Raw genomic sequence first — 20,205 nt, 5'->3', positions numbered from 1 at the left:
CCGGCCGAACACGACTTGCGGCAGGGCGCGCCGATTGGCACAGAGACACCACCCATTCGCACCCCCGGCCCTGGAGCCCCCATGACGGACATCGCCGCGCGGCACGCCTTCGAAACCTCGCTCAAGGACGCCGCCGCGCGCATGGAGGCCGCCTTGGAGGCGGCGCTCGCGGGCGACACGGCGCTTCTCGACGGCGCCCCGAACCGGCTCCTCCAGGCCATGCGCCACGGCGCGCTGGGCGGCGGCAAGCGGCTGCGCCCTCTTCTGGTGGAGGCCTCGGCCGCCCTGTTCGGCGCCTCAGCGGACCTGGCGTCCCCGGTCGGCGCGGCGCTGGAATGCATCCACTGCTACTCGCTGGTGCATGACGACCTGCCGGCCATGGACGACGACGACCTGCGCCGGGGCCGGCCCACCGTCCACCGCGCCTTCGACGAGGCGACGGCGATTCTGGCCGGCGACGCTCTACTGACGCTGGCTTTCGGGCTGGTGGCCGAGGCGGAGACGATCGAGCCGGCGGCAAGGGTCAAGCTCGTCGCGCTCCTGTCGCGCGAAGCGGGCGCGGCGGGCATGGCCGGCGGGCAGGCGCTGGACCTCGCCGCCGAAACGGAAACGCTCGGCGACGCCGAGATCGCGCGGATGCAGGCGATGAAGACCGGCGCGCTGATTGCCTTCGCGGCGGAATCGGGCGCGATTCTCGCCAGCGCAACGCAAGCCGATCGCGCCGCGCTGCGCCGCTACGGCGAGATCGTCGGCCTCGCCTTCCAGCTCGCCGACGATCTGCTGGACGAGACCGCCGACGCCGCGACGCTCGGCAAGGCCACCGGCAAGGATCAGGCGCGCGGCAAGAAGACCCTGCCGGCGCTGCGCGGCCAGGACTGGACGCGGGGCGAACTGGCCCGGCTCGTCGGCGAGGCCGAGGCGCTGCTCGCGCCCTATGGCGAGCGGGCCGATACGCTGAAACAGATCGCCCGCTTCGTCGCCTTCCGCGATCATTGAGAACCCGAGACGAAACCTGCCGGGTCGGCTGGCCGGGTGTTTCGTCAGCTCCTTGCGACCGAACGAATTTCCCTGCCCATCCTCCGCCCGCCCGCCGGTATCGTCCCCGATTCCAAACGCCATTCCGATTTTCAGGCAGACCGCCGCGATGTCGCGCTCCGAACGGCTTCTGGATCTTCTCGCCCTTCTGCGCCGGCATCGCCAGCCGGTGAGCGGACATGCGCTTGCCGAGACGCTGGGCGTCAGCCTGCGCACGCTCTATCGCGACATCGCCAGCCTTCAGGCGCTGGGTGCCGAGGTCGAGGGCGAGGCCGGCATCGGCTATGTCCTGCGGCCGGGCTTCCACTTGCCGCCCCTGATGTTTCGCCCGGAGGAGCTGGAGGCCCTGGCGCTCGGCTCGCGCTGGGTGGCGGGCCAGGCCGACCCCGCCTTGCGGGACGCCGCCCTCTCGGCCCTGTCGCGCATCGCCGCCGTTCTGCCGCCCGAGCTTCGCGCCGAGCTCGACGCGTCCAGCCTCATGGTCGGCCCCGGCAAGACGCGCCTTGCCGATTCCATCGACCCCGCGCTGCTGCGCCTTGCGATCCGGCGCGAGCGCAAGCTGCGCCTTGCCTACCGGGACGCAGCGGGCAGCCCCTCGGATCGCGTGATCTGGCCTTTCGCGCTCGCCTTTTTCGAGGGCGCGCGCATTCTTCTCGGCTGGTGCGAGATGCGCGGCGACTTCCGCCATTTCCGCACCGACCGGATCGCCTCCGCCGAGCTTCTGGACGAGCGCAGCCCCAGGCGAAGGGCGCAGCTTCTGAAGGAATGGCGTCTGTCGCAGGGCATCGTGGCGGATCGGCGTTAGAAGAGCTCTCTGGGCTCGTGGCTCGGTCAAGCGAAAGGAGCGAAGCGTCATGGAACTCGACGAACGGCATGTGAGCGATGCGATCGCCTTTCGTCGCCGGCTTCATCAGGCACCGGAAGTCTCGGGCGAAGAGGCGGAGACCGCCGAGGCCGTCGCCGCGCGGCTCGCCGCCTTTCGGCCCGACCAGCTGCTGCGCGGCCTCGGCGGCCATGGCGTGGCCGCCGTGTTCGAGGGCGCGGCGCCGGGGCGGAGCCTGCTTCTTCGCTGCGAGCTGGACGCCCTGCCGATTCAGGAAATCAGCGACGCGCCGCATCGCTCGCGCGTGCCGGGCAAGGGGCATCTGTGCGGCCATGACGGCCATTCGGCGATTCTGACGCTGGTTGCGGCCGAGCTGAGCCGGCGGAGGCCGGCGCGCGGGCGGGTCGTCCTCCTGTTTCAGCCGGCCGAGGAGACCGGCGCGGGCGCGGCGGCCGTCATCGCCGATCCCGCCTTCGCCGTCATCGCGCCCGACATGGCGCTGTCCCTGCACAATTGGCCGGGCCTGCCGCTCGGTGAGGTCGCGCTGCGCGAAGGGCCGGTCAATTGCGCCTCGCGCGGCTTGCGCATCACGCTGTCCGGCAAGACGGCCCATGCCTCCATGCCGCAGGACGGCCTGTCGCCCATGCCGGCGCTCGCCCGGCTCATGCCGGCGCTCTCAGCGCTCGGGCCCGGCGGCGCGCTGGACGAGCGTTTCCGCCTCGTCACCGTCACCCATGCGAGGCTGGGCGAGCCCGCCTTCGGCATCGCGCCGGGCGAGGCCGAAATCTGGGCGACGCTGCGAACGCTGCGCGACGAGGCGATGGACGCGCTGGTTAGGCAGGCCGAAGCGCTGGTCGCCGCCGAGGCGGAGGCTGCCGGCCTGCGATACGCGCTCGCTTATGACGATGTGTTCCGCCATTGCGAGAACCACCCCGAGGCGGTCGCGCTGCTGCGCCGCGCCCTCAATGCGGAAGGGATCGCGCATGCGCCGGGCACGCCGATGTATCCGTCGGAGGATTTCGGCCGCTTCGCGGACCTGTCGCCCTCGGCCATGCTCTTTCTCGGCGCCGGCACGGACCATCCGCGCCTGCACAATCCCGACTACGATTTTCCCGACGAGCTTCTTGCCATCGGCGCGCGGGTCTTCCTTCGCGCCACGTGGGAGTTTCTGGAGTAGGCCCGGTTCAGTCCCTCGGCGCGATCGGCTCCCAGCCTTGCAACAGGGCGAGGTCCGGCAAGGACGCGCGCCAGACATGGCCTTGGAAGGGCTGGTCCTCGCGGCGCGAGATCGGGCGGCCGGCGAGCGCCGAGAGGAGCAGCGCGCCGACCGCGCCGTGCGCGACGATGGCGAGATCGCCTCCCTCGTGCCGCTCCGCAATAGTGCGCACGGCGCAGGCGATGCGGCTTTGCGCGTCCACCGCCCGCTCCCAGCCGCGCACGCTCTGCTCGGGCGCGGCGAAGAACGCGTCGGCCATCGCTTCGAACTCGGGCGGCGGCAGGAAGCCGGTGGCGCTGCGATCGTTCTCGCCGAGCGCCCGCTCGGTCTCGACGCCAAGGCCGAAGCGCGCCGCCAGAAGACCGGCCGCCTCGATCGCCTTGGTCTCCGTGCTCGCCCACACGGCGCCGATCCCCCTCAGCTCTTCGCGAGCCGCGAAGTGCCGCATCCGGGTGATGCCGCGTTCGGACAGGTGCCAGCGCTCCACCGGCGTGTGCGGATCGACCACGACCTCCGGGTGGGTGACGAAGAAAAGCGTCGCCATGTCAGCGGTTCTTCATGACCACGCAGGAGCCGCCGACGCCGCGATATTTCGCGCAGAACGCGTCGGCCGCGCCCCGCGTGTTGGCGCCGATGCGGATCGCGGTGATGCGGCGCGGGCCGGACAGGGGGCGGGTGCGCATGACGATCGGCTCCACGCCGCCGAGCACGCCGGGATAGCGGTCCTGCAGCTTGCGATAAAGGCGAACGGCGATCGCCTCGTTGGGATGGCCGGCGACCTGCGCGCCCCAGGGGCGCATGGGCGCGCTTTCGGCCGCCGCGAAGACGGTTCGCGTCGGCAGGATGGGCAGGCGCCGGCAGCCGAGCGCGAAGTCGAGATCCTTCACCAACGGCGCCACCTCCGCCTCGCGCTTTTCCTCGCGGAAGAAGGCGGCGGGCTGCGCGGTGATGGAGAGGACATAGTCCTCGGTCTCGTAGGGAAGGCGCCCGCCGCTCTGCATCCAGCGCTTCACGCGGTTGATGCCGCCATTATAGGCCGCCGCCGCGAGGCCCCAGGAGCCGAGTTCGGCGCGCAGATCCCGCAGATAGCGGGCGGAATGGCGCAGCGCCTCGCGCTTGTCGAACGGGTCCGTCAGGCCCCGCTCCTTGGCGGTGTAGGGCATGAACTGGGCGATGCCCTGCGCCCCGACCGGCGAAAGGGCGGATTCGTCGAAGCGCGACTCCTTCCAGATCAGCCGCGCGAAGAAGGCCGGCTCCATGCCGACCGCACCGGCATTCTCGGCGATGAGATCACAAATTTCCGCCACGCGCGGATTGTTCTTCTCGCCCGTCTTGTCTTCGGCCAGGACAAGCGACGGCCCGGCCGCGACGAGCGCGGCCCCGACCAGGGCGGAGCGCAGGAGGTGTCGCGTCATTCGGCGGCGGCGCGCCCGCCCCCGAAGCGGCGCTCGATATAGGCGAGAACCATCTCATGGAACTCCTGCGCGATGCCGGCGCCGCGCAGCGTCGCGACCTTCACCCCATCCATATAGACCGGGGCGGATGGCACCTCGGCCGTGCCGGGCAGCGAGATGCCGATATCGGCATGCTTGGACTCGCCCGGTCCGTTGACGATGCAGCCCATGACGGCAACCGACAGCGCCTCGACGCCGGGATAGCGCTCGCGCCAGACCGGCATGTTGCGGCGAATGTCGTTCTGGATCGTCTCGGCCAATTCTTGGAAGAGCGTGGAGGTCGTGCGCCCGCAGCCCGGGCAGGCCGCGACGATCGGGATGAACTGCCGGAAGCCCATGGTCTGGAGGAGCTCCTGCGCGACCTGCACCTCCTTGGTGCGGTCGCCGCCGGGCTCGGGCGTCAGCGAAACGCGGATTGTGTCGCCGATGCCCTCCTGCAGAAGAATGCCCATGGCGGCCGAGGAGGCGACGATGCCCTTGGAGCCCATGCCCGCTTCCGTCAGGCCGAGATGGATCGCATGGTCCGTGCGGCGCGACAGGTCGCGGTAAACGGCGATGAGGTCCTGCACGTTGGAGACCTTGGCCGAAAGGATGATGCGCTCGCGCGCAAGGCCCGTTTCCTCCGCCAGCGCGGCGGACAGAAGCGCGGACTGGATGATCGCCTCGCGCATCACGGCCCGGGCCGGGCGTGGCTCGGATAGCGCCGAGTTCTGGTCCATAAGCCGCGTCAGCAGCTCCTGGTCGAGCGAGCCCCAGTTGACGCCGATGCGCACGGGCTTGTCGTGCCGGATCGCCATCTCGACGATCTCGATGAACTGCCGGTCCTTCTTGTCCTTGAAGCCGACATTGCCGGGATTGATGCGGTACTTGGCAAGCGCGGCGGCACAGTCGGGATGGTCGGCGAGCAGCTTGTGGCCGATATAGTGAAAGTCGCCGACCAGCGGCACGGAAAGGCCGAGCCGATCCAGCCGCTCGCGAATGCGCGGCACGGCGGCGGCGGATTCCGGCCGGTCCACGGTAATGCGCACGATCTCGGAGCCGGCGCGCGACAGCTGCGCCACCTGCGCCACGGTGGCGTCGATGTCAGCCGTGTCGGTGTTGGTCATGGACTGCACCACGACCGGCGCCGCGCCGCCGACGAGGACGCCGCCGACATCGACGCCCACCGTCCGGCGACGGGGCAACGGATCGGCGAGAACGGGTTCGAGCGGCGTGGCTGAGGTCATGAGGTCGGCTTCCCAGCGAAAAGGGCGGTGGCGCTCCGGCGAGCCGCGAACGCGTTTCCCGTCTATATCGCCTCGCGCGCGTGTCAAATGAAGAGACTTCGTGTCGCGAGCATGACGCGAGGCGCATCGTGACCGCCCCGCCCCGCTTGCGGCGGCGGCCGAGGCCTGTCACCTCCTCCCGGTCCGATTCATTTCGGGCCGCCGTTCGAGGTCTCGCGGGCGGCCCGCCCCCGCCCCTCCCAAAGGAAAGCCCATGCCCATCGGCGCCGCCCTGAGCCTGTTCTGCCTTCTCCTGCTGCTTGGCTTCCTGCCGATCTGGCCCTGGTCGCGCGGCTGGTCCTATCGACCAGCGCTTCTGGTCGGCGTGGTCTTCACCTTCGCGGTGATGATCTGGGTGACGATCCTGGTCTAAGGGATCGCTCGGCGAGCCCGACACCGAACAAAAAGGTTCCTGCGGCAAATTGTGTCGGGAATGTGGAACCCGGACACGGGCACGTGAGTTTCACCGGCACGATTGTTCCAAGTGGAGTTCCCCATGTCCATCGGCACCATTCTCCTGATCGTCCTGATCCTCCTCCTGATCGGCGCCTTTCCCGGCTGGGGCTACTCGCGCGGTTGGGGCTACGGCCCGAGCGGCCTTCTCGGCTTCCTTCTCGTGGTGGTCCTGATCCTCGTCCTGCTCGGACGAATCTGACCCACCCTAAAAGGTGGCCGCTCAGGCGGCCACCTTGTCCCGCGCCTCGGCCAGAGGGGCGACCTGCCGCCGATCGGCCCCGTGCATCAGGCCAGACAGCGCGAAGACCACGAGAAGACAAACAGACAGCCCAAGGAACACCGGCGAAAAGCCGAAATGCTCGGCGAAGAAGCCGATCGCCGATGGCGCGATGAGAATGCCGCTGTAGCCGATCGAAGTCGCGATCGAGATCGCGATGCCGGGCTTCATCCCCTCCAGATTGCCGGCCGCCGAAAAGGCGATAGGCACGAGGTTGGACAGGCCGATCCCCAGGATCGCAAAGCCCACGAGCGCTAGCGCCAAGCCGTTGGCAAGGCTCACCAGAACCAGACCCGCCATGGCGAAGCCGAGCGACAGGCGGATGGTCCGCACCGCGCCGAGCCGATCGCGGATCACGTCCCCCAGGAAGCGGAACAGCGCCATCGTGGCCGAGAAGGCGGCGAAGGCAAGGCCCGAGGTTGTGGTGTCCGCGCCCAGATCCCGCCGGAGATAGATAGCGCTCCAGTCGATCGCCGCGCCTTCCGGCACCATCGAAAACAGGGCGCAGACGCCGAGCGCCACCGCGATCAGCCTGCCCGATCCCTTGGGCACGGTGGCCGACGTCCCGCCGCCTTGCGCGACGGCGGCCTTGGCCTCGGTCTCGGCCGGGCTTTCGCGGTCGTCCATCATGAAGCGGCCAATTGGCCAGAGCGCGGCGAGCATGACGAGGCAAACCATCGTGGCCTGACCCAGTGAGCCGAGCGCCACGATCAACGGGCCGCCCAGCGTCGCGCCGAGCACGCCGCCGATCGACCAGAACCCGTGGCAGGAGGACATCATGGCCGAGGGCAAGGTGCGCTCGGTGGCGACCGCATTGGCGTTCATGGCCACGTCCATGCCGCCCATCGTCATGCCGAAGAAGAGAATGGCGGCCGCCGCCGTCCACGGCGTCGGCGCCAGAACCAGAAGCGGCAAGGCGAAGGCGAGCAGCGCCTGGAGCGCGAGCGTCGGAATGCGGGAGCCAAGACGGGCCGTGGCGGCGCCGACCAGCGGCATGGCGGCCACTGCGCCGACGCCGAAGACGAGGATGAGAAGTCCGAGGCGCCCTTCGCTGAGCGACAGGCGATCCGCCAGAAGCGGGATTTGCGGCGTCCAATTGCCGAGAATGAAGCCGTTGACGAGGAAGGCGAGCGAGACCGCGATCCGGCGTGCCGGCCAGGCGGACGCGCGGCGGGAAAGAGTGGAGGACACGGGCTGTTTCCTTGGGCTTAAACAGGGGCCGGCTTGGGCGGTGCCGGGTTGAACGGCGATCAGACTTAACTCAGGAGGCCTTGCGGGCGGACTTGGCCGCGGGGCCGCGCTCGGCCAGGGGCGGACGGGCGCGCAGGAGACGCAGGCCCGCAGCCTCCATCGGGCCAAGCGCGGCCTCCGGCGCGTCATGTTCGATAACCAGTGTGTCGAGCTGGCCCGTGTCGAGCACGCGAAAAGGCGCGACGCTGGCTAGCTTCTCGTTCACCACCGCAGCCACCACCGCACCGGCCCGCGCCGCGATGGCGCGCTTGAAGGCGGCGTCGTCATAGTCCTGCGCGGTGATGCCGATTTCGGCATCGACGCCGCAAATACCGAGCACGAGAAGATCTGGACGCATGGTCTCGGCCTCACCCTGGCTGCGTGCGCCGAGGCAGGCGCCGGCATGCCGGTTCACGCGTCCGCCGAGAAGCACGACATCGATCAGGGGCTTGCCGTCGAGCGCGCAGGCAATGGCGGGCGCATGGGTGACGACAGTCAGGGGCAAATCGTCCCGCAGCGCTTCGGCCACCAGGATATTGGTCGATCCGGCGTCGATGAAGAGCGTGGCGTTGGCAGGCATCATCTCGCCGATGCGCTCGGCCAAAGCCTGCGCCAAGGTCCGCTTGCGATCGCTGGATTCCTCGCGCCGTCGGCTGAGCGAGACCAGTCCGGGCGCCGGAGGCAGGGCGCCGCCATAGACGCGGCGGCACAGGCCCGACGAAGCGAGCTCGCGCAAATCCCGCCGGATCGTGTCCTCCGACACGCCGAATTCGCGCGCGAGATCGGAGGCGAGAACGCGCCCGTCCCGGGACAGACGTTCGCGGATCAATGTCTGCCGTTCGGGCGTGAGAGAGAGCATAGTCATGCCGGGTGTTCCGATGAAGTCGAAACATTCTATGCACGTTTCCGCCCGATTCGTCAAAAACAAGAACGTAGCCTTGTTCGCGAAAGCCGGGCCAACTCGCTGCATGCAACAAAAAACCCGCCACGAGAGCGGGTTCGTTGGGAGCTTCGGGGCGTGATGCGGCGTCGGCGGATCGCTTCGCTTACAGCGCCCGGGCAGCGGGCTTGGGCAGAGCGGTCGCCGTGCGGCGATCCTCGCCGCCGCCGAGCGTCATCATGCCGCAGAAGCCGACCAGCGCCATGCCGGCGACGGCCAGCGGATCGGGGAACTCGCCGAACAGGAGGGCGCCGAGCAGGGCGGCCCAGACGATCTGGCTATACTGCGTCGGCGCGAGGCGGCTGGCGGGCGCGAGGCGGGCGGCCACCACCATGGCGATGTTGCCGATGCCCGCGCACAGACCGCCCACCACGAGGATCGGCCAATGCGCCGTCGAGGGCATGACGAAATGCGGGATCATCAAGAGGCCGTTGGTCAGGGTCGCAGCCATGAGCACGCCGCCGACCAGCGTCAGCCGCTTTTCCGTCTGCCCGAGCGAGCGCAGGAGAATGGCGCTGAGCGCGCCGGAAAAGGCGCAGACGATCGCCGCGAGATGGCCCAGCGTCAGGGCGTTGAAGCCGGGGCGCACCACCAGCATGACGCCGGCGAGACCGCCCAGCAGCGCCAGCCAGCGGGCCGGGCCGACCGACTCCTTCAGGAGCACCATGGAGAGGATCGCGACGAAGACCGGCAGCAGGAAGATCAGCGAATAGGCCTGCGCCATCGGCAGATGCGTGAAGGCGTAGATGGCCGACATGCCGCCCACCGTGCCGGTGGTCATGCGCGCGAGCACCAGCCAGGGGCGGTGCGGACGCACGATCGAGCGCCAGGTTTCGCCCGGCCGCTTCGACAGGAGCGCCGGCCCCAGCGCGATCAGCGAAACGAAGAAGCCGATCTCGAAGGTCGGAAGCGACGAACCCAGCAACTTGCCGGCAGCGTCCGAGCAGGAATAGGAGAGATAGGCCAGGAAGGCCAAGAGGATGCCGGTCTGCATGGATGCGACTTTGCAAAAACAGGGATAGCCGGCATCGCGATCGGTCGATCGTTTGCCCTTGCGGGCGCGTATTCGGGACGGGAAGGTCGGCAAGCGCACTATCGCGCTTCCCGGTTGATAATTCCTTTCGAGGCGCCTTCGCAACGGCGGCAAGCCGCTGATTCCGATCATATAATCTTACGCCGTCACTGTCGGCGTGATCGTACTGCATCGCCGAGGAGAGTGCGGCGAAACCAAGGAAAATCCTGCGGCGAAAATAAGAATTCCGGCTTGGTGCGCGGAGATCGCAGAAGCCAGGAGACGGTTTGACGACGTGGTTAAGAAGGGTCGTCGCGTGATTTTTCACGCAGTCCCGAGGCGCTAGACGTGAGGGATGCAAAGGGCATCGACGAGGGTCGGCAATGGTCCTTGTAGACAAGTGAGCCATCGCCTGCGCTCGCGCAGTTCTGATGTGCCTGTGCAACTCCGCCGCGATTGCCTGGGATGTCTCGCCTTGGGAACGGCTGACAACTGCCGCTGACCACAAGCGACCGATCGATCAAACAGCTTCTAAAGGTTTCATATCTGGCCGCCGCTCGGAGCCATCCGTAAAAGCCGGCCCAGCACGTGGATTTCCCCCGTCGGGCCGGCTTTCATATCCCAGCCGTCAGTTGACCGGCAGCATGCGCCCCTCTTCGTCCGAGACGAAGCAGAGGTCCAAGAGCTTCTGGATGCCGGCGGCGTGGCGGAAGTTCGGCTGGCCGTTCTCCCCCGTCATCAGCGCCAGGGCGAAGCGATGCTCGTTTCGCGGCGTCACCGGGCAGTCCACCTTGACCCAGGTCTGGGTTTCCCGGTCCGCCCCGAGGCAGACTTCCAGGCGCGACTCCAGATGGTTGGCCCAGATGCGCAGGGCCCCCTCCTCGCCATAGATCGCGAGGTTGAGATCGTTCAGATTGCCCGTGGCATAGCGCGACATGTGGACGACGCCGAGCGCGCCGTTTCGCATCTCCACCGTCATCGCGACGCTGTCGTTCACATCCAGCTTGTACGCGCCGATCGCGCCGCCCTCGGCCTTGTCGTAGGTCTTCATCCGCGCCTGGAGGGCCGCGAACTCGAGACCCGTGCCGAAAGTCACGAAGTCGAGAATATGGATGCCGATGTCGCCCAGCACGCCCTTGGAGCCGTGCGCGGAGGACAGGCGCCAGAGCCAGCGCTCGTCGGTTCGCCAGTCGCCCCAATGGCCGGCCGTCAGCCAGCTCTGGAGATAGCTCGCCTCGAAATGGCGGATCGTGCCGATGCGCCCGTCGTCCACCATGCGCCGCGCCATCTGAATAGCATGGGCGTTGCGATAGGTGAGGTTCACCATGTTGACGAGGCCGGCGCCTTCCGCCGCCTCGGTCATCGCCAGCGCGTCGGGATAGTTCACCGCCAGCGGCTTCTCGCAGAAGACCGGCTTGCCGGCCTCGATCAGCTGCAGTGTCGTCGCCTTGTGGACGCCGTCCGGCGTCGAGTTTACCGCCGCGTCGAACTCACCCCAGGCGATGGCCTCGCTGAGCGATGCGAAGGTCTGCGGGATGGAATGCTCCAGCGCGAAGAGCCGGGCGCGTTCCAGATTGGTGTCGACGGCGGCAACGACCCGCATGTTGGGAATGGAGGAGAAATGCTCGGCATGGCGGGCGGCGATGCCGCCCGTGCCGAGGATCAGGATACGCTTCTCCTCGCTCATCGATAGCCCGCCTCGCCGGCCTTGTGCAGCGAGCCGCCCTTCTGCTCGATCTTTTCGCGCGCCTGGTCGATCGGCACGTTGGGCGCCTCGGCGACCTCGCGCCAGGGCTTGGCGGGATTGTAGGCCCAGCGCGCGGCGTTGCGCAGAACGCGGCGCACGTTCGGGTCGTGATAGATCGGATAGGTCTCGTGGCCGGGCTCGAAATAGAAGATGCGGCCCGCCCCGCGCTGGTAGGTGAGGCCCGAGCGGAACACTTCGCCGCCCTCGAACCAGGATACGAAGACCGTTTCCAGAGGCTCGGGAACCAGGAAGGGCTCGCCGTACATCTCCGAATTCGGAAGCTCGATCGCCTTGTCGATGCCTTGCGTGATCGGGTGGCTGGGATTGATGACCCAGAGCCGCTCACGCTCGCCCGCCTCGCGCCAGCGCAAGGAACAGGGCGTGCCCATCAGCCGCTTGAAGATCTTCGAGAAATGGCCGGAATGGAGGACAATGAGTCCCATCCCCTCGTGGACGCGCTGCGCCACGCGCTCGACCACGGCATCCTCGACTTTCGCATGCGCCTTGTGGCCCCACCAGACGAGAACGTCGGTCTCGTCCAGCCGCGCCTTCGACAGGCCATGCTCGGGCTCTTCCAGCGTCGCCGTGGAGACCTCGAACCCCTCCTCCTCGCGGAGCCCCTCTGCGATCGCGTTGTGCAGCCCGTCCGGGTAGATCTCGCGGACGACCGCATTCTCCTTCTCGTGCAGATACTCGTTCCAGACGACAACGCGGATCGACATCAGGCGCCTCCCATCATGCGGGGCGCGGGGACACACGCCCCGCGCGTTTCGGCCTTGGGTCCCAAGGCTTTTCAGTCGGCGAGAAGCAGCGCGAGGGGAAGCTCGGCCAGAACCTCGCTCAGCTTCAGGCTCGCGCCCGTACCGACCGTCTTCTGCGTCAAGATGTCATCAAACCGGGCGCTCGCAAGGTGAGACGGCAAACGAACGGCCGTATCTCCCCAGCTTTTCGCGTCCAACATCGGCCGCTCCGCCTTGTCGCCCAGGAGTTGCAGTGCGAGGCGCGGGACGATCGTCACCGCCGCCCGCCCATCGGCATCGGTGCGGGCGAAGGCGACGACGTGAGCCGCCTTTTCGCCGGTCACCTCGAGCGGGATGTAGCGCCCCTTGGTGAAGAGTTCGGGCGCCTTGATGCGCGCCTTCAGCGCCGCGGCGGTGAGCTTGGCCTTGACGCGCCCGTCGCGCCAATGCGCGAGGCTTTCGGCAACGGAATGTCCGTCTTCCATCGCCGTCTGCCGGGCGGCGAAGTCGATCTTGCGCCGGTTGTCGGGGTCGACAAGACTGAGATCGTAGAACTCCGTGCCCTGGTAGATGTCGGGAACGCCCGGCGCCGTCAGCTTGATCAGCGTCTGCGACAGGGAGTTGAGCGCGCCGGCCACGACGAAGGGCTGCGACTTCAGCCAGAAGTCCGCGAGGAGGCCGCCGGTCTCGCCCTCGCGCAGGATAGCGGACACGAAGCCCTTCAGCGCTTCCTCGTAGGCCTCGTCCGGCGCGGTCCAGCTCGTGTAGCGCTTGGCCTCGCGCACGGCCTTCTCGGCGAAGGCGAGAAGCCGCTCTTCCAGAGCTTTGCGCGCCTTGCTGTCGGCCGGATCGAAATCGGCCGGCAGCACGCCGAGAAGCGACTGGTAGAAGCCCCATTCTGTGGCCGGGTCGGGGGACACATGCGTCTCGCCGGACGACGCCTCGCCCAGCACCTTGCGCCAGGGCTCCAGGGCGCCCGCCATCTCTTCCACCAAAGCGGCCCAGCGTTCGGGCGCCTCACTCAGCGTGTAGAGCCGGGCGCGCGCATCCTCGCCGCGCTTGGTGTCATGGGTGGAGGAGGCCATGAGACCGTCCGGCTGGTCCTCCAGGCGGATCGCCATCTCGTCGTGGAAGCGCGGGGTCGAGGTGCCGTAATGGTCGGGCTCGCCGCCCACCTCGTTCAGAGCGATCAGGCGGTTGTAGCGATAGAAGACCGTGTCCTCCACGGCCTTGGCCATCACCGCGCCGGTGGTCTGCTGGAAGCGCCGCGTGAAGTTCAGCGCCCCGGTCACGTCGCGCCCGTCCTCGAAGGCGAGCTTCAGGAGCCGGCCGACAAAGGCGATCGGCTCGTCGGCCTCGACCTTGCGGGTGCTCTTGGCCAGTTCCACCGCGTCGTCGATGACCTCGACATCCTTGTCCGGCACGCCCGCGACGCCGCAATAGGTGCGGTAGACCGGCAGGGCGGTCGCCACCTCGACGATGGAGCGGCTCATGTCGTCGCGCCCGAAATCGCGCGTTTCCAGATCGTTCGCCGCCACCTGCATGGCGGTCTCGGTCAGGACCTGCAGCTCGCCCGCCAGATTGTGGGTGAAGATCGCCCGCTTCTGGTCGGCGATCATGCCGCGCAGGTCCTCGTCGGTGCCGACGAAGGCCGTATAAGCCTTGCTCATCGCCTCCTCCTTGGAGGCGTCGACATAAAGGCCGGCGACGGCGGTGATGAACTCGTAGCCCGTGGTGCCGGCGATGTTCCAGCTTTTGCGCAGCCGCTCCGGCCCGGTCAGGATCTTCTCGACATGGATCGAGACGTCGCGGCGCAGCGCCTCGAAGCCGGCGGCGAGTTCGCTGAGATAGCCCTTCGGGTCGGCGACGCCGTCGACATGGTCGATGCGGATGCCGTCCAGCCGGCGCTCGCGCGCCAGCTGGAAGATGGTGCGATGCGAGTCGCGGAAGACGCGGCGCATTTCCTGGCGCACGCCGATCAGGTCCGCGATTTCGAAGAAGCGGCGATAGGAGAGCTTCTCGCGCGCGAGGCGCCACCAGGCGAGGCGCCACGCCTGCGCCTCGTGGAAGGCGTGCAGCGCCTGGCTGTCGGCGTTCAGCGCCTCGATGCCCTTCTTGAGCGCGGCGAGAAAGGCGGGGTCGGCGACATGCTCGGCGAAGCGCTCGGTCAGCTCCTCGCCGTCGGTCGGCAGCGAAGCGGCGAAGCGGCGCACCAGACTGTCGCGGTGCTCGTGGTCGACGAAGCCGAAGACGTGGCTGAGCGTGCGCGGGTCCACCGGCAGGCCGTAGCCATTGGCGGAAAAGCGCACCTCGCCGCGCGCCTCGTCATAGACCACCTTCAGCGCGCCGGTGCGCAGCGCCTCGCCATAGGGCGCGCCCAGCGTCGGAATGAGGATTTTCTCCTCGTCCCAGGAAATGTCGAAGGTCTGCGCGTAGCGGCTTTCGCGGCCCCAGCGCAGCACGTCTTCCCACCAGGGGTTCTCCTGCGAGACGCCCATGTGGTTGGGCACGAAGTCGAGGATCAGGCCGAGATCGGCGGCCATCAGCGCGTCGCTCATCCGGCCGAAACCGGCGTCGCCGCCCAGATCCGCCTCGAAGCGGTTGTAGTCCACCACGTCGTAGCCGTGGGTCGAGCCGGGCGAGGCGGAGAAGACGGGCGAGGCGTAGAGGTGGCTCGTCCCCAGCACCTTGAGATAGGGCACGAGGTCCTGAGCCTCAGAGAAGCCCGTCCCCTCGCGGAACTGCAGTCGATAGGTCGCGATCAGGGGACGGCTCATGGGGTCTCCGGTCTCTCGTCGCGCATCGCGCGGGCCATGGCTTGGAAGCGCTCGTCGGCCGCCAGCTCTTCCAGGCGGATGTCGGAGCGGATGCGCCAGTTGGGATATTCATCGGTCGTGCCCGGCAGGTTCGGCTGCTTTTCCGAACCGATCATGTCCTCCATCTGCACGGCGAAGAGCATGGAGCGGGTGCGCGCGCCGAAGCGGTGGATGGCGAGCGCCAGTTCGAAGGGCAGCCGCGCCGGCAAGGTGGCGCCGCCGTCCGCGAGTGCGATCTCCTCGGGCGGAAGGAGATTCTCGTGGCGCAGCGCCGCCATCAGCGTGCGCCGGTCGCGGTCGCGCTCGGCCATGTCGCGCTGCGTGGCGGCCGCGTTCTGCCGCCCCGTCTCGGCGCGCAGGCGCACGTCCGACCCGTGCCACCAGCCCGAAAGGGTGGCGAGATCATGCGTCGAGATGCAGGCGAGCGAGGTCTCGGGATACTCGCCCGTCGCCTTGAACAGCCCGTCCTTCCAGCGCTCGAAATAGAGCACCTTATAGGAAAGGATGTGGCTGTCGGTCATGGCCTCGCGGAATCCCTCCGGCACGGTGCCGAGATCCTCGCCGATGACCAGACAGTTCGTGTCCTGCGAGACGCGGGCCAGGGCATCCACCATGGCGCCGAGGGGATAGCGGACATAACCGCCCCCGCCCGAGCGCTCGCCCTCGGGAATCCACCAGAGGCGCGCAAGGCCCATCGCATGGTCGATGCGGATCGCGCCGGCATGTTCCATCAGGCTGGCATAGGCGGCCGAAAGCGGGGCGTACTGCCGCTCGGCCAGGGCCTTGGGCGAGAGCGGCGCGAGGCCCCAGTCCTGCCCGTCCGAGTTGAACATGTCGGGCGGTGAGCCGACGCGCGCCTCGCGCACCGTCAGCGCCGGGTCGGCCCAGGTTTCGGCCCCGTCGGGCGAGACGCCGACGGCGAAGTCGAGATAAAGGCCGATGCCCATGCCCGCCGCCTTGGCGCGGCGCTGTGCCTCGGCCAGTTGCCGGTCGCACTGGTACTGGAGCCAGACGTGGAAGCGGATCTGATCCTCGTGCCCGGCTTCGAAGACACGCGCGCCCTCGCCGTTGCGATCGCGCAGGTCCTCGGGCCAATGGTGCCAGCCCGCGCTCCCGCCGTCCGCACGCACGCTTTCGGAGATCGCCTCGAACAGAGCGAAGCCGCGCAGCGCGTCGCCGCCCCGCTCCAGAAAGGCGCGGAAGCTTTCGTCGCGCCCCAGCCCGTCCTTGGCCCCTTCATAGAGAGTGCGCAGCAGCGGCACCTTCACGCGCGCCACGGCGCGGTAATCCACCAGCTCGCCGTCCAGCCCCTCGAACAGGTCTGGCTCGGCCTGGCGCAGCGCCGCGATGGCCTCCGCCCCGCCCTCGATCGTATCGACCGCGAGATAGAACGGGTTGATGAAGCGGCGCGTCGAGGGCGAATAGGGGCTGTAATGCCCCGCATCGGCCAGAAACAGAGCATGAAGCGGATTGACGCCGACAAAGGACGCGCCGGTCGGCGCGACGGTCTCGGCCAGCACGGCCAGGTCCTCGAAATCGCCGATGCCGAGATTGCGCGCTGAACGCAGGCTGTAGAGCTGGCAGGTGACGCCCCAGGCGCGGCGCGAGGCGACGCTGCCCGGCAGCGCGCAGGCAAGGCTCGCCTTGTGCTCGGCCTGTGCGAAGTGCCCGGCTTCGCCGCCGGTGGGGTCGACCTGCAACGCGCGCAGAAGCCCGTCCTGCGCCGCCTCGCCGATCTCCTTCGGCTCGCCCATCTCGGAGACGTAGCGGATCTGGATGCCGTGGCTTTCCGCCAGGGTTTCGAGCGGCTTATTCATCGTCCGGCTCCGCGATCAGCAACGTGTCCGACAGGATAGCGAGGACGCAGCAGGCCGGCACCGCGCCGCCGGTCACTTCCTCGAAGGCGTTCTTGTGGTTGGTGTAGACGCAGCTGGCCCGCCCGATCTGGTCTTCCACCAGCGCGTCCTCCAGGTCCCAGACCTCGTCCGACAGATTGGCGACGAGATGCCAGAAGCGGCCGGGCTGAAGCTCCCAGGCGACCACGAAGCCGAGCCCTTCCACCAGCGCCATGCCGGTGCCGCCGGGCGCGGCGCCCAGGAGCGGCATCAGCGTTTCCTGGCGGATGGTCAGAAGCTTGCGCGTCACCTGCAGACGCCGCTTGTGGGTTGGCTGGGTCAGGCGGCCCCAGTCGAGGCGGGAAATCTCGAAGGTGCGCTCGTCGTTCGGGTCGGGGAAGATGTCGGCGGCCTCGGGGTCCTCGAAGGCGGCAAAGCTCTTGAACTCGCGCTTGCGCCCCTTCGACACCGAATTGGCCAGTTCGCCGTCGAAATCGGTGAAGAAGCAGAAGGAATTCGTGTCGCCGAATTCGTCGCCCTGGAACATCAGGGGGATCTGCGGCGACAGGAGCAGGATCGACTGGAGGCAGTCGTAGACGCGGCCCGAAGAAAGCGAGCGCAGCCGGTCGCCGAAGGCTCGGTTGCCGATCTGGTCGTGGTTCTGGATGAAGTTGACGAAGGCGGTGGGCGGCAGTTCGGCCGAATCGGTGCCGACGCGCCGCTTGCGATGCTCGGACTCCTGCCCCTGGAACACGAAGCCCGTGGCGAGCGCGGTCGCCATCTGCTCGGCCGAGTTCGGGTCGTAGTCCCGGTAATAGCCTTCCTGGTCGTTGGTGCCGATCACATGGGCGGTGTGGTGGAAGTCGTCGTTCCACTCGCCAGAGACGAGCGGAATCTCGCCCCCCTCGCCGCGCTCGATGTGCCAGCGGATATTGCGGTCGTCCTCGGTGGTGATGTGAACGTGCCGGTCGGTGATGGTCTCGCGCACGCGGGCGGCGAGTTCCTTCACCAGCGGCGTTTCGGTCGTGTCCTTGATGGAGTCGATCGCGTCCAGCCGCAGCCCGTCGATTCGGAACTCGTTCATCCAGTAGAGCGCGTTCTCGATCATGAACTCGCGCACCGGCGCCTCGTCATAGGCGATGGCTGCGCCCCAGGGCGTCGCGATTTCCGAATGGAAGAACTCCGGCACGTATTCGGGCAGGTAGTTCCCGTCCGGGCCGAAGTGGTTGTAGACGACGTCGAGAAAGACCATCAGCCCGCGCTCGTGCGCGGCGTCCACCAGACGCTTCAGCCCTTCCGGCCCGCCATAAACCTGATGCGGGGCGTAGAGCAGCACGCCGTCATAGCCCCAGCCGCGCTGCCCGCCGAACTGCGCGATGGGCATGAGTTCGATCGCGGTGATGCCGGTGTCCCTAAGATGGTCGAGCTTGCCGATGACCGCATCGAACGTGCCCTCCGGCGTGAAGGTGCCGACATGCAGCTCGTAGAAGACGCATTCGTGCCAGGGCCGGCCAGCCCACTCGGCGCTGCGCCACTTGTGCGCGTTGGGATCGACGACGCGCGACAGCCAGTGAACGTCGCCCCCTTGTGCGCGCGCCGCCGGATCGGGCCTCACCTTGCCGCCGTCGAAGCGGAAGCCGTAGCCGTCGCCCGGCTGGACCTGATCGGTCACCAGTTCCCACCAGCCGCCCTCGCCCTTCGTCATCGGCTCGAAGCGCTCGCACTGGTACTCGTCGGATTCCGCGCTGGCGACCTCGACGCTTCCCGCGCTCGGCGCCCAGATGCGGAAGCGCGTGCGCCCGTCCTCGTATTGCGCGCCCCACCCTAGGTCGAAAGAAAAAGTCCTGGCACCGTTCATAGGGGCTCCGCCGGTTCGCAAAAGGTCATGCACGATGGGTGAGACGCCCCTTCGCTTGCGCGAAGGCGAAGGGGCGTCGTCGCTGCTGTTGCTCAGCTTAAGTGGAGCGGGAAAGGGCAGTGCCAGGGATCGGAGGGGGAAATTTTCCGGTCGCTCGCGCCAGCCCCCGCGCCTCAGCCGGCCGCCACCATCGGCTCGTTCGCCGCGTTGGACTGGCGGCCGAGATCCTCGGCCTCTTCCGACATGCCGTGCGCCTCGTCGGCGCCCGCGCGCTGGCCGACCCGGCCGTGAACGAGATCGTGGATGAAGCCGAGCTTGGCGATGACGGTCGGCGACAGGACGAAGGGATAAAGGTCCTGCAGGCCCATGGCGCGGTTCATGGAGTTCAGCGCCTGGCTGAGCGCCAGCCACGCATCGGCGATCTCCTCCATCGTCGTGTCGGGGTCGTAGACCTTGAGGCCGAGATCGGTGGTCAGGATGCCGTCGCGGTCGAGGCGCGGCTGGATGGCGATGCCGTAGGAACCGCCGACCTCCAGCGTGTCGATGATGTGGAGATAGTGCGCCCAGGTCTCGGCAAAGTCCTCCCAGGCGTGGGAGCCGGCATAGGAGGAGACGAACTCGTCCTGCCAGTTCGGCTTGGGGCCGTTGTTGTAGTGGTTCTGCAGCGCCTGGCCGTAGTCCTCGCGGTCGTCGCCGAACACGGCGCGGCACTGGTCGAGCAGGTTGCCGTCGCGCACCAGGATGTCCCAGTACCAATGGCCGACCTCGTGACGGAAATGGCCGAGCAGCGTGCGATAGGGCTCGCCCATCGAGGTCCGGCGCTTCTCGCGCTCGGCATCGTCCGCTTCCGCCAGCGCGACGGTGATGATGCCCTCGTCATGGCCGGTCATCACCTTCTGGTCCGAGTTCGGATCGTCGGCCAGGAACTTGAAGCCGAGGCCTTCGGGATGCTCGTCGCGCGTGTAGAGCGGCAGGTCCAGGCGCAGCAGCGTATAGAAGAGCCGGTGCTTGGCCGCTTCCATCTTGGCCCAGAGCGCCTGGTTCTCGGGGTCGGACAGGTCGGGCACCATCAGATTGTGGCGGTCCGCCAAGCACAGGCGCTCCACGCCCTCGGCGGGCACCAGCCAGTTGCACACCCCGTACTGGTAGTTGTCGCAATAGCGCCAGTGCGATCCGTCGCTGCCCCGGCCGACCGAAACCCAGCCGTCGTCGGCCGCTTCCAGCGCCAGCACGCGGTTGGCGCGCGGCTGGTAGCCCAAGGCATGACCGCAGCGCTCGCACACCACGTTGTTGAAGAAGACGACCTGATCGCAGGACGGGCAGGAGAAGAGTTTCATCGAAAAAGTTCCTGATGGCGGGCTTTGGCCAATTCCCGCGCCTAACTCGGGTCCTTCCGCCTTGTTCCGCACCGCAACCGATTCCGTTAATAATTCCGGAAAGCGCGCAGTTTGTGCAACGCGAAGGTTTCGGTGGCGGCGCCTTGTGCCTATGCTGCCCGTTC

Annotated in this window: 17 protein-coding genes; 5 read left to right on the top strand and 12 right to left on the bottom strand. The window is 68.0% G+C overall.

Going from position 1 to position 20,205, the window contains the following annotated elements; genetic code table 11:
• The first annotated feature begins 81 nt into the window (after positions 1–81).
• From AUL32_RS01220 to AUL32_RS01210, 3 genes are all read left to right on the top strand, one after another.
• Entirely contained in the window at positions 82–996 is a 915-nt protein-coding gene (locus AUL32_RS01220; protein WP_062111063.1) for a polyprenyl synthetase family protein, read from the top strand.
• Between the two features lie 148 nt (positions 997–1,144).
• Positions 1,145–1,840, top strand: a complete 696-nt coding sequence (locus tag AUL32_RS01215; protein WP_062111062.1) for a helix-turn-helix transcriptional regulator — start codon at positions 1,145–1,147, stop codon at positions 1,838–1,840.
• Positions 1,841–1,889: 49 nt separating this feature from the next.
• Positions 1,890–3,035, top strand: a complete 1,146-nt coding sequence (locus AUL32_RS01210) for an amidohydrolase (RefSeq protein ID WP_062111061.1) — start codon at positions 1,890–1,892, stop codon at positions 3,033–3,035.
• A gap of 7 nt (positions 3,036–3,042) precedes the next feature.
• Here AUL32_RS01210 and AUL32_RS01205 read toward each other — a convergent pair whose 3' ends face one another.
• From AUL32_RS01205 to ispG, 3 genes are read right to left on the bottom strand one after another with little or no spacing between them, the layout of a single operon-like run.
• Positions 3,043–3,618 (bottom strand): histidine phosphatase family protein, encoded by a 576-nt coding sequence (locus AUL32_RS01205; RefSeq protein ID WP_062111060.1) that lies wholly within the window; start codon positions 3,616–3,618, stop codon positions 3,043–3,045.
• 1 nt (position 3,619) lies between these two features.
• On the bottom strand, positions 3,620–4,489 hold the full coding sequence (locus AUL32_RS01200) for a lytic transglycosylase domain-containing protein (RefSeq protein WP_244497590.1): 870 nt from the start codon (positions 4,487–4,489) through the stop codon (positions 3,620–3,622).
• Positions 4,486–5,754: a flavodoxin-dependent (E)-4-hydroxy-3-methylbut-2-enyl-diphosphate synthase gene (gene ispG / locus AUL32_RS01195; RefSeq protein ID WP_062111059.1), complete on the bottom strand. Its 1,269-nt coding sequence runs from the start codon at positions 5,752–5,754 to the stop codon at positions 4,486–4,488. Before ispG ends, AUL32_RS01200 begins: the two co-directional genes overlap by 4 nt.
• 253 nt (positions 5,755–6,007) lie before the next feature.
• On the opposite strand from ispG, the gene AUL32_RS24380 reads away from it, so the two are divergent.
• The gene (locus AUL32_RS24380) at positions 6,008–6,166 is read left to right on the top strand and encodes a DUF3309 family protein (RefSeq protein ID WP_082639185.1); all 159 of its coding nucleotides are present in this window, start codon (positions 6,008–6,010) and stop codon (positions 6,164–6,166) included.
• 123 nt (positions 6,167–6,289) lie between these two features.
• Positions 6,290–6,448 (top strand): DUF3309 family protein, encoded by a 159-nt coding sequence (locus AUL32_RS01190; RefSeq protein WP_082639184.1) that lies wholly within the window; start codon positions 6,290–6,292, stop codon positions 6,446–6,448.
• Positions 6,449–6,469: 21 nt separating this feature from the next.
• Here the strand turns inward: AUL32_RS01190 and AUL32_RS01185 are convergent, their stop codons facing one another.
• From AUL32_RS01185 to AUL32_RS01145, 9 genes are all read right to left on the bottom strand, one after another.
• Positions 6,470–7,717: an MFS transporter gene (locus AUL32_RS01185; RefSeq protein WP_062111057.1), complete on the bottom strand. Its 1,248-nt coding sequence runs from the start codon at positions 7,715–7,717 to the stop codon at positions 6,470–6,472.
• Positions 7,718–7,787: 70 nt separating this feature from the next.
• Positions 7,788–8,621 carry a DeoR/GlpR family DNA-binding transcription regulator gene (locus AUL32_RS01180; RefSeq protein ID WP_062111056.1) on the bottom strand — a complete coding sequence of 278 codons (834 nt, stop codon included), beginning with the start codon at positions 8,619–8,621 and terminating at the stop codon, positions 7,788–7,790.
• 181 nt (positions 8,622–8,802) lie between these two features.
• Positions 8,803–9,690, bottom strand: coding sequence for a DMT family transporter (locus AUL32_RS01175; RefSeq protein ID WP_062111055.1), 888 nt, complete (start codon positions 9,688–9,690; stop codon positions 8,803–8,805).
• 646 nt (positions 9,691–10,336) lie between these two features.
• Complete coding sequence (locus AUL32_RS01170) at positions 10,337–11,395, bottom strand: Gfo/Idh/MocA family protein (protein WP_062111054.1); 1,059 nt, start codon at positions 11,393–11,395, stop codon at positions 10,337–10,339.
• Complete coding sequence (locus AUL32_RS01165; protein ID WP_062111053.1) at positions 11,392–12,177, bottom strand: ThuA domain-containing protein; 786 nt, start codon at positions 12,175–12,177, stop codon at positions 11,392–11,394. Before AUL32_RS01165 ends, AUL32_RS01170 begins: the two co-directional genes overlap by 4 nt.
• A gap of 71 nt (positions 12,178–12,248) precedes the next feature.
• The gene (gene treY, locus AUL32_RS01160) at positions 12,249–14,972 is read right to left on the bottom strand and encodes a malto-oligosyltrehalose synthase (protein ID WP_062111052.1); all 2,724 of its coding nucleotides are present in this window, start codon (positions 14,970–14,972) and stop codon (positions 12,249–12,251) included.
• The gene (malQ, locus tag AUL32_RS01155) at positions 14,969–16,828 is read right to left on the bottom strand and encodes a 4-alpha-glucanotransferase (RefSeq protein WP_062111051.1); all 1,860 of its coding nucleotides are present in this window, start codon (positions 16,826–16,828) and stop codon (positions 14,969–14,971) included. The genes treY and malQ overlap by 4 nt, the downstream gene beginning before the upstream one ends.
• A complete protein-coding gene (treZ, locus tag AUL32_RS01150) occupies positions 16,821–18,704 on the bottom strand; it encodes a malto-oligosyltrehalose trehalohydrolase (protein ID WP_062111050.1) in 1,884 nt (627 codons plus the stop codon). The genes malQ and treZ overlap by 8 nt, the downstream gene beginning before the upstream one ends.
• Positions 18,705–18,877: 173 nt before the next feature.
• The gene (locus tag AUL32_RS01145) at positions 18,878–20,041 is read right to left on the bottom strand and encodes a zinc-binding metallopeptidase family protein (RefSeq protein ID WP_062111049.1); all 1,164 of its coding nucleotides are present in this window, start codon (positions 20,039–20,041) and stop codon (positions 18,878–18,880) included.
• Positions 20,042–20,205: the final 164 nt, after the last annotated feature.

Source organism: Aureimonas sp. AU40, assembly GCF_001463785.1.
Lineage (GTDB): Bacteria > Pseudomonadota > Alphaproteobacteria > Rhizobiales > Rhizobiaceae > Aureimonas.
The sequence above is the reverse complement of the archived record's forward strand: the minus strand, read 5'-3'. Positions and strand labels throughout refer to the sequence as shown.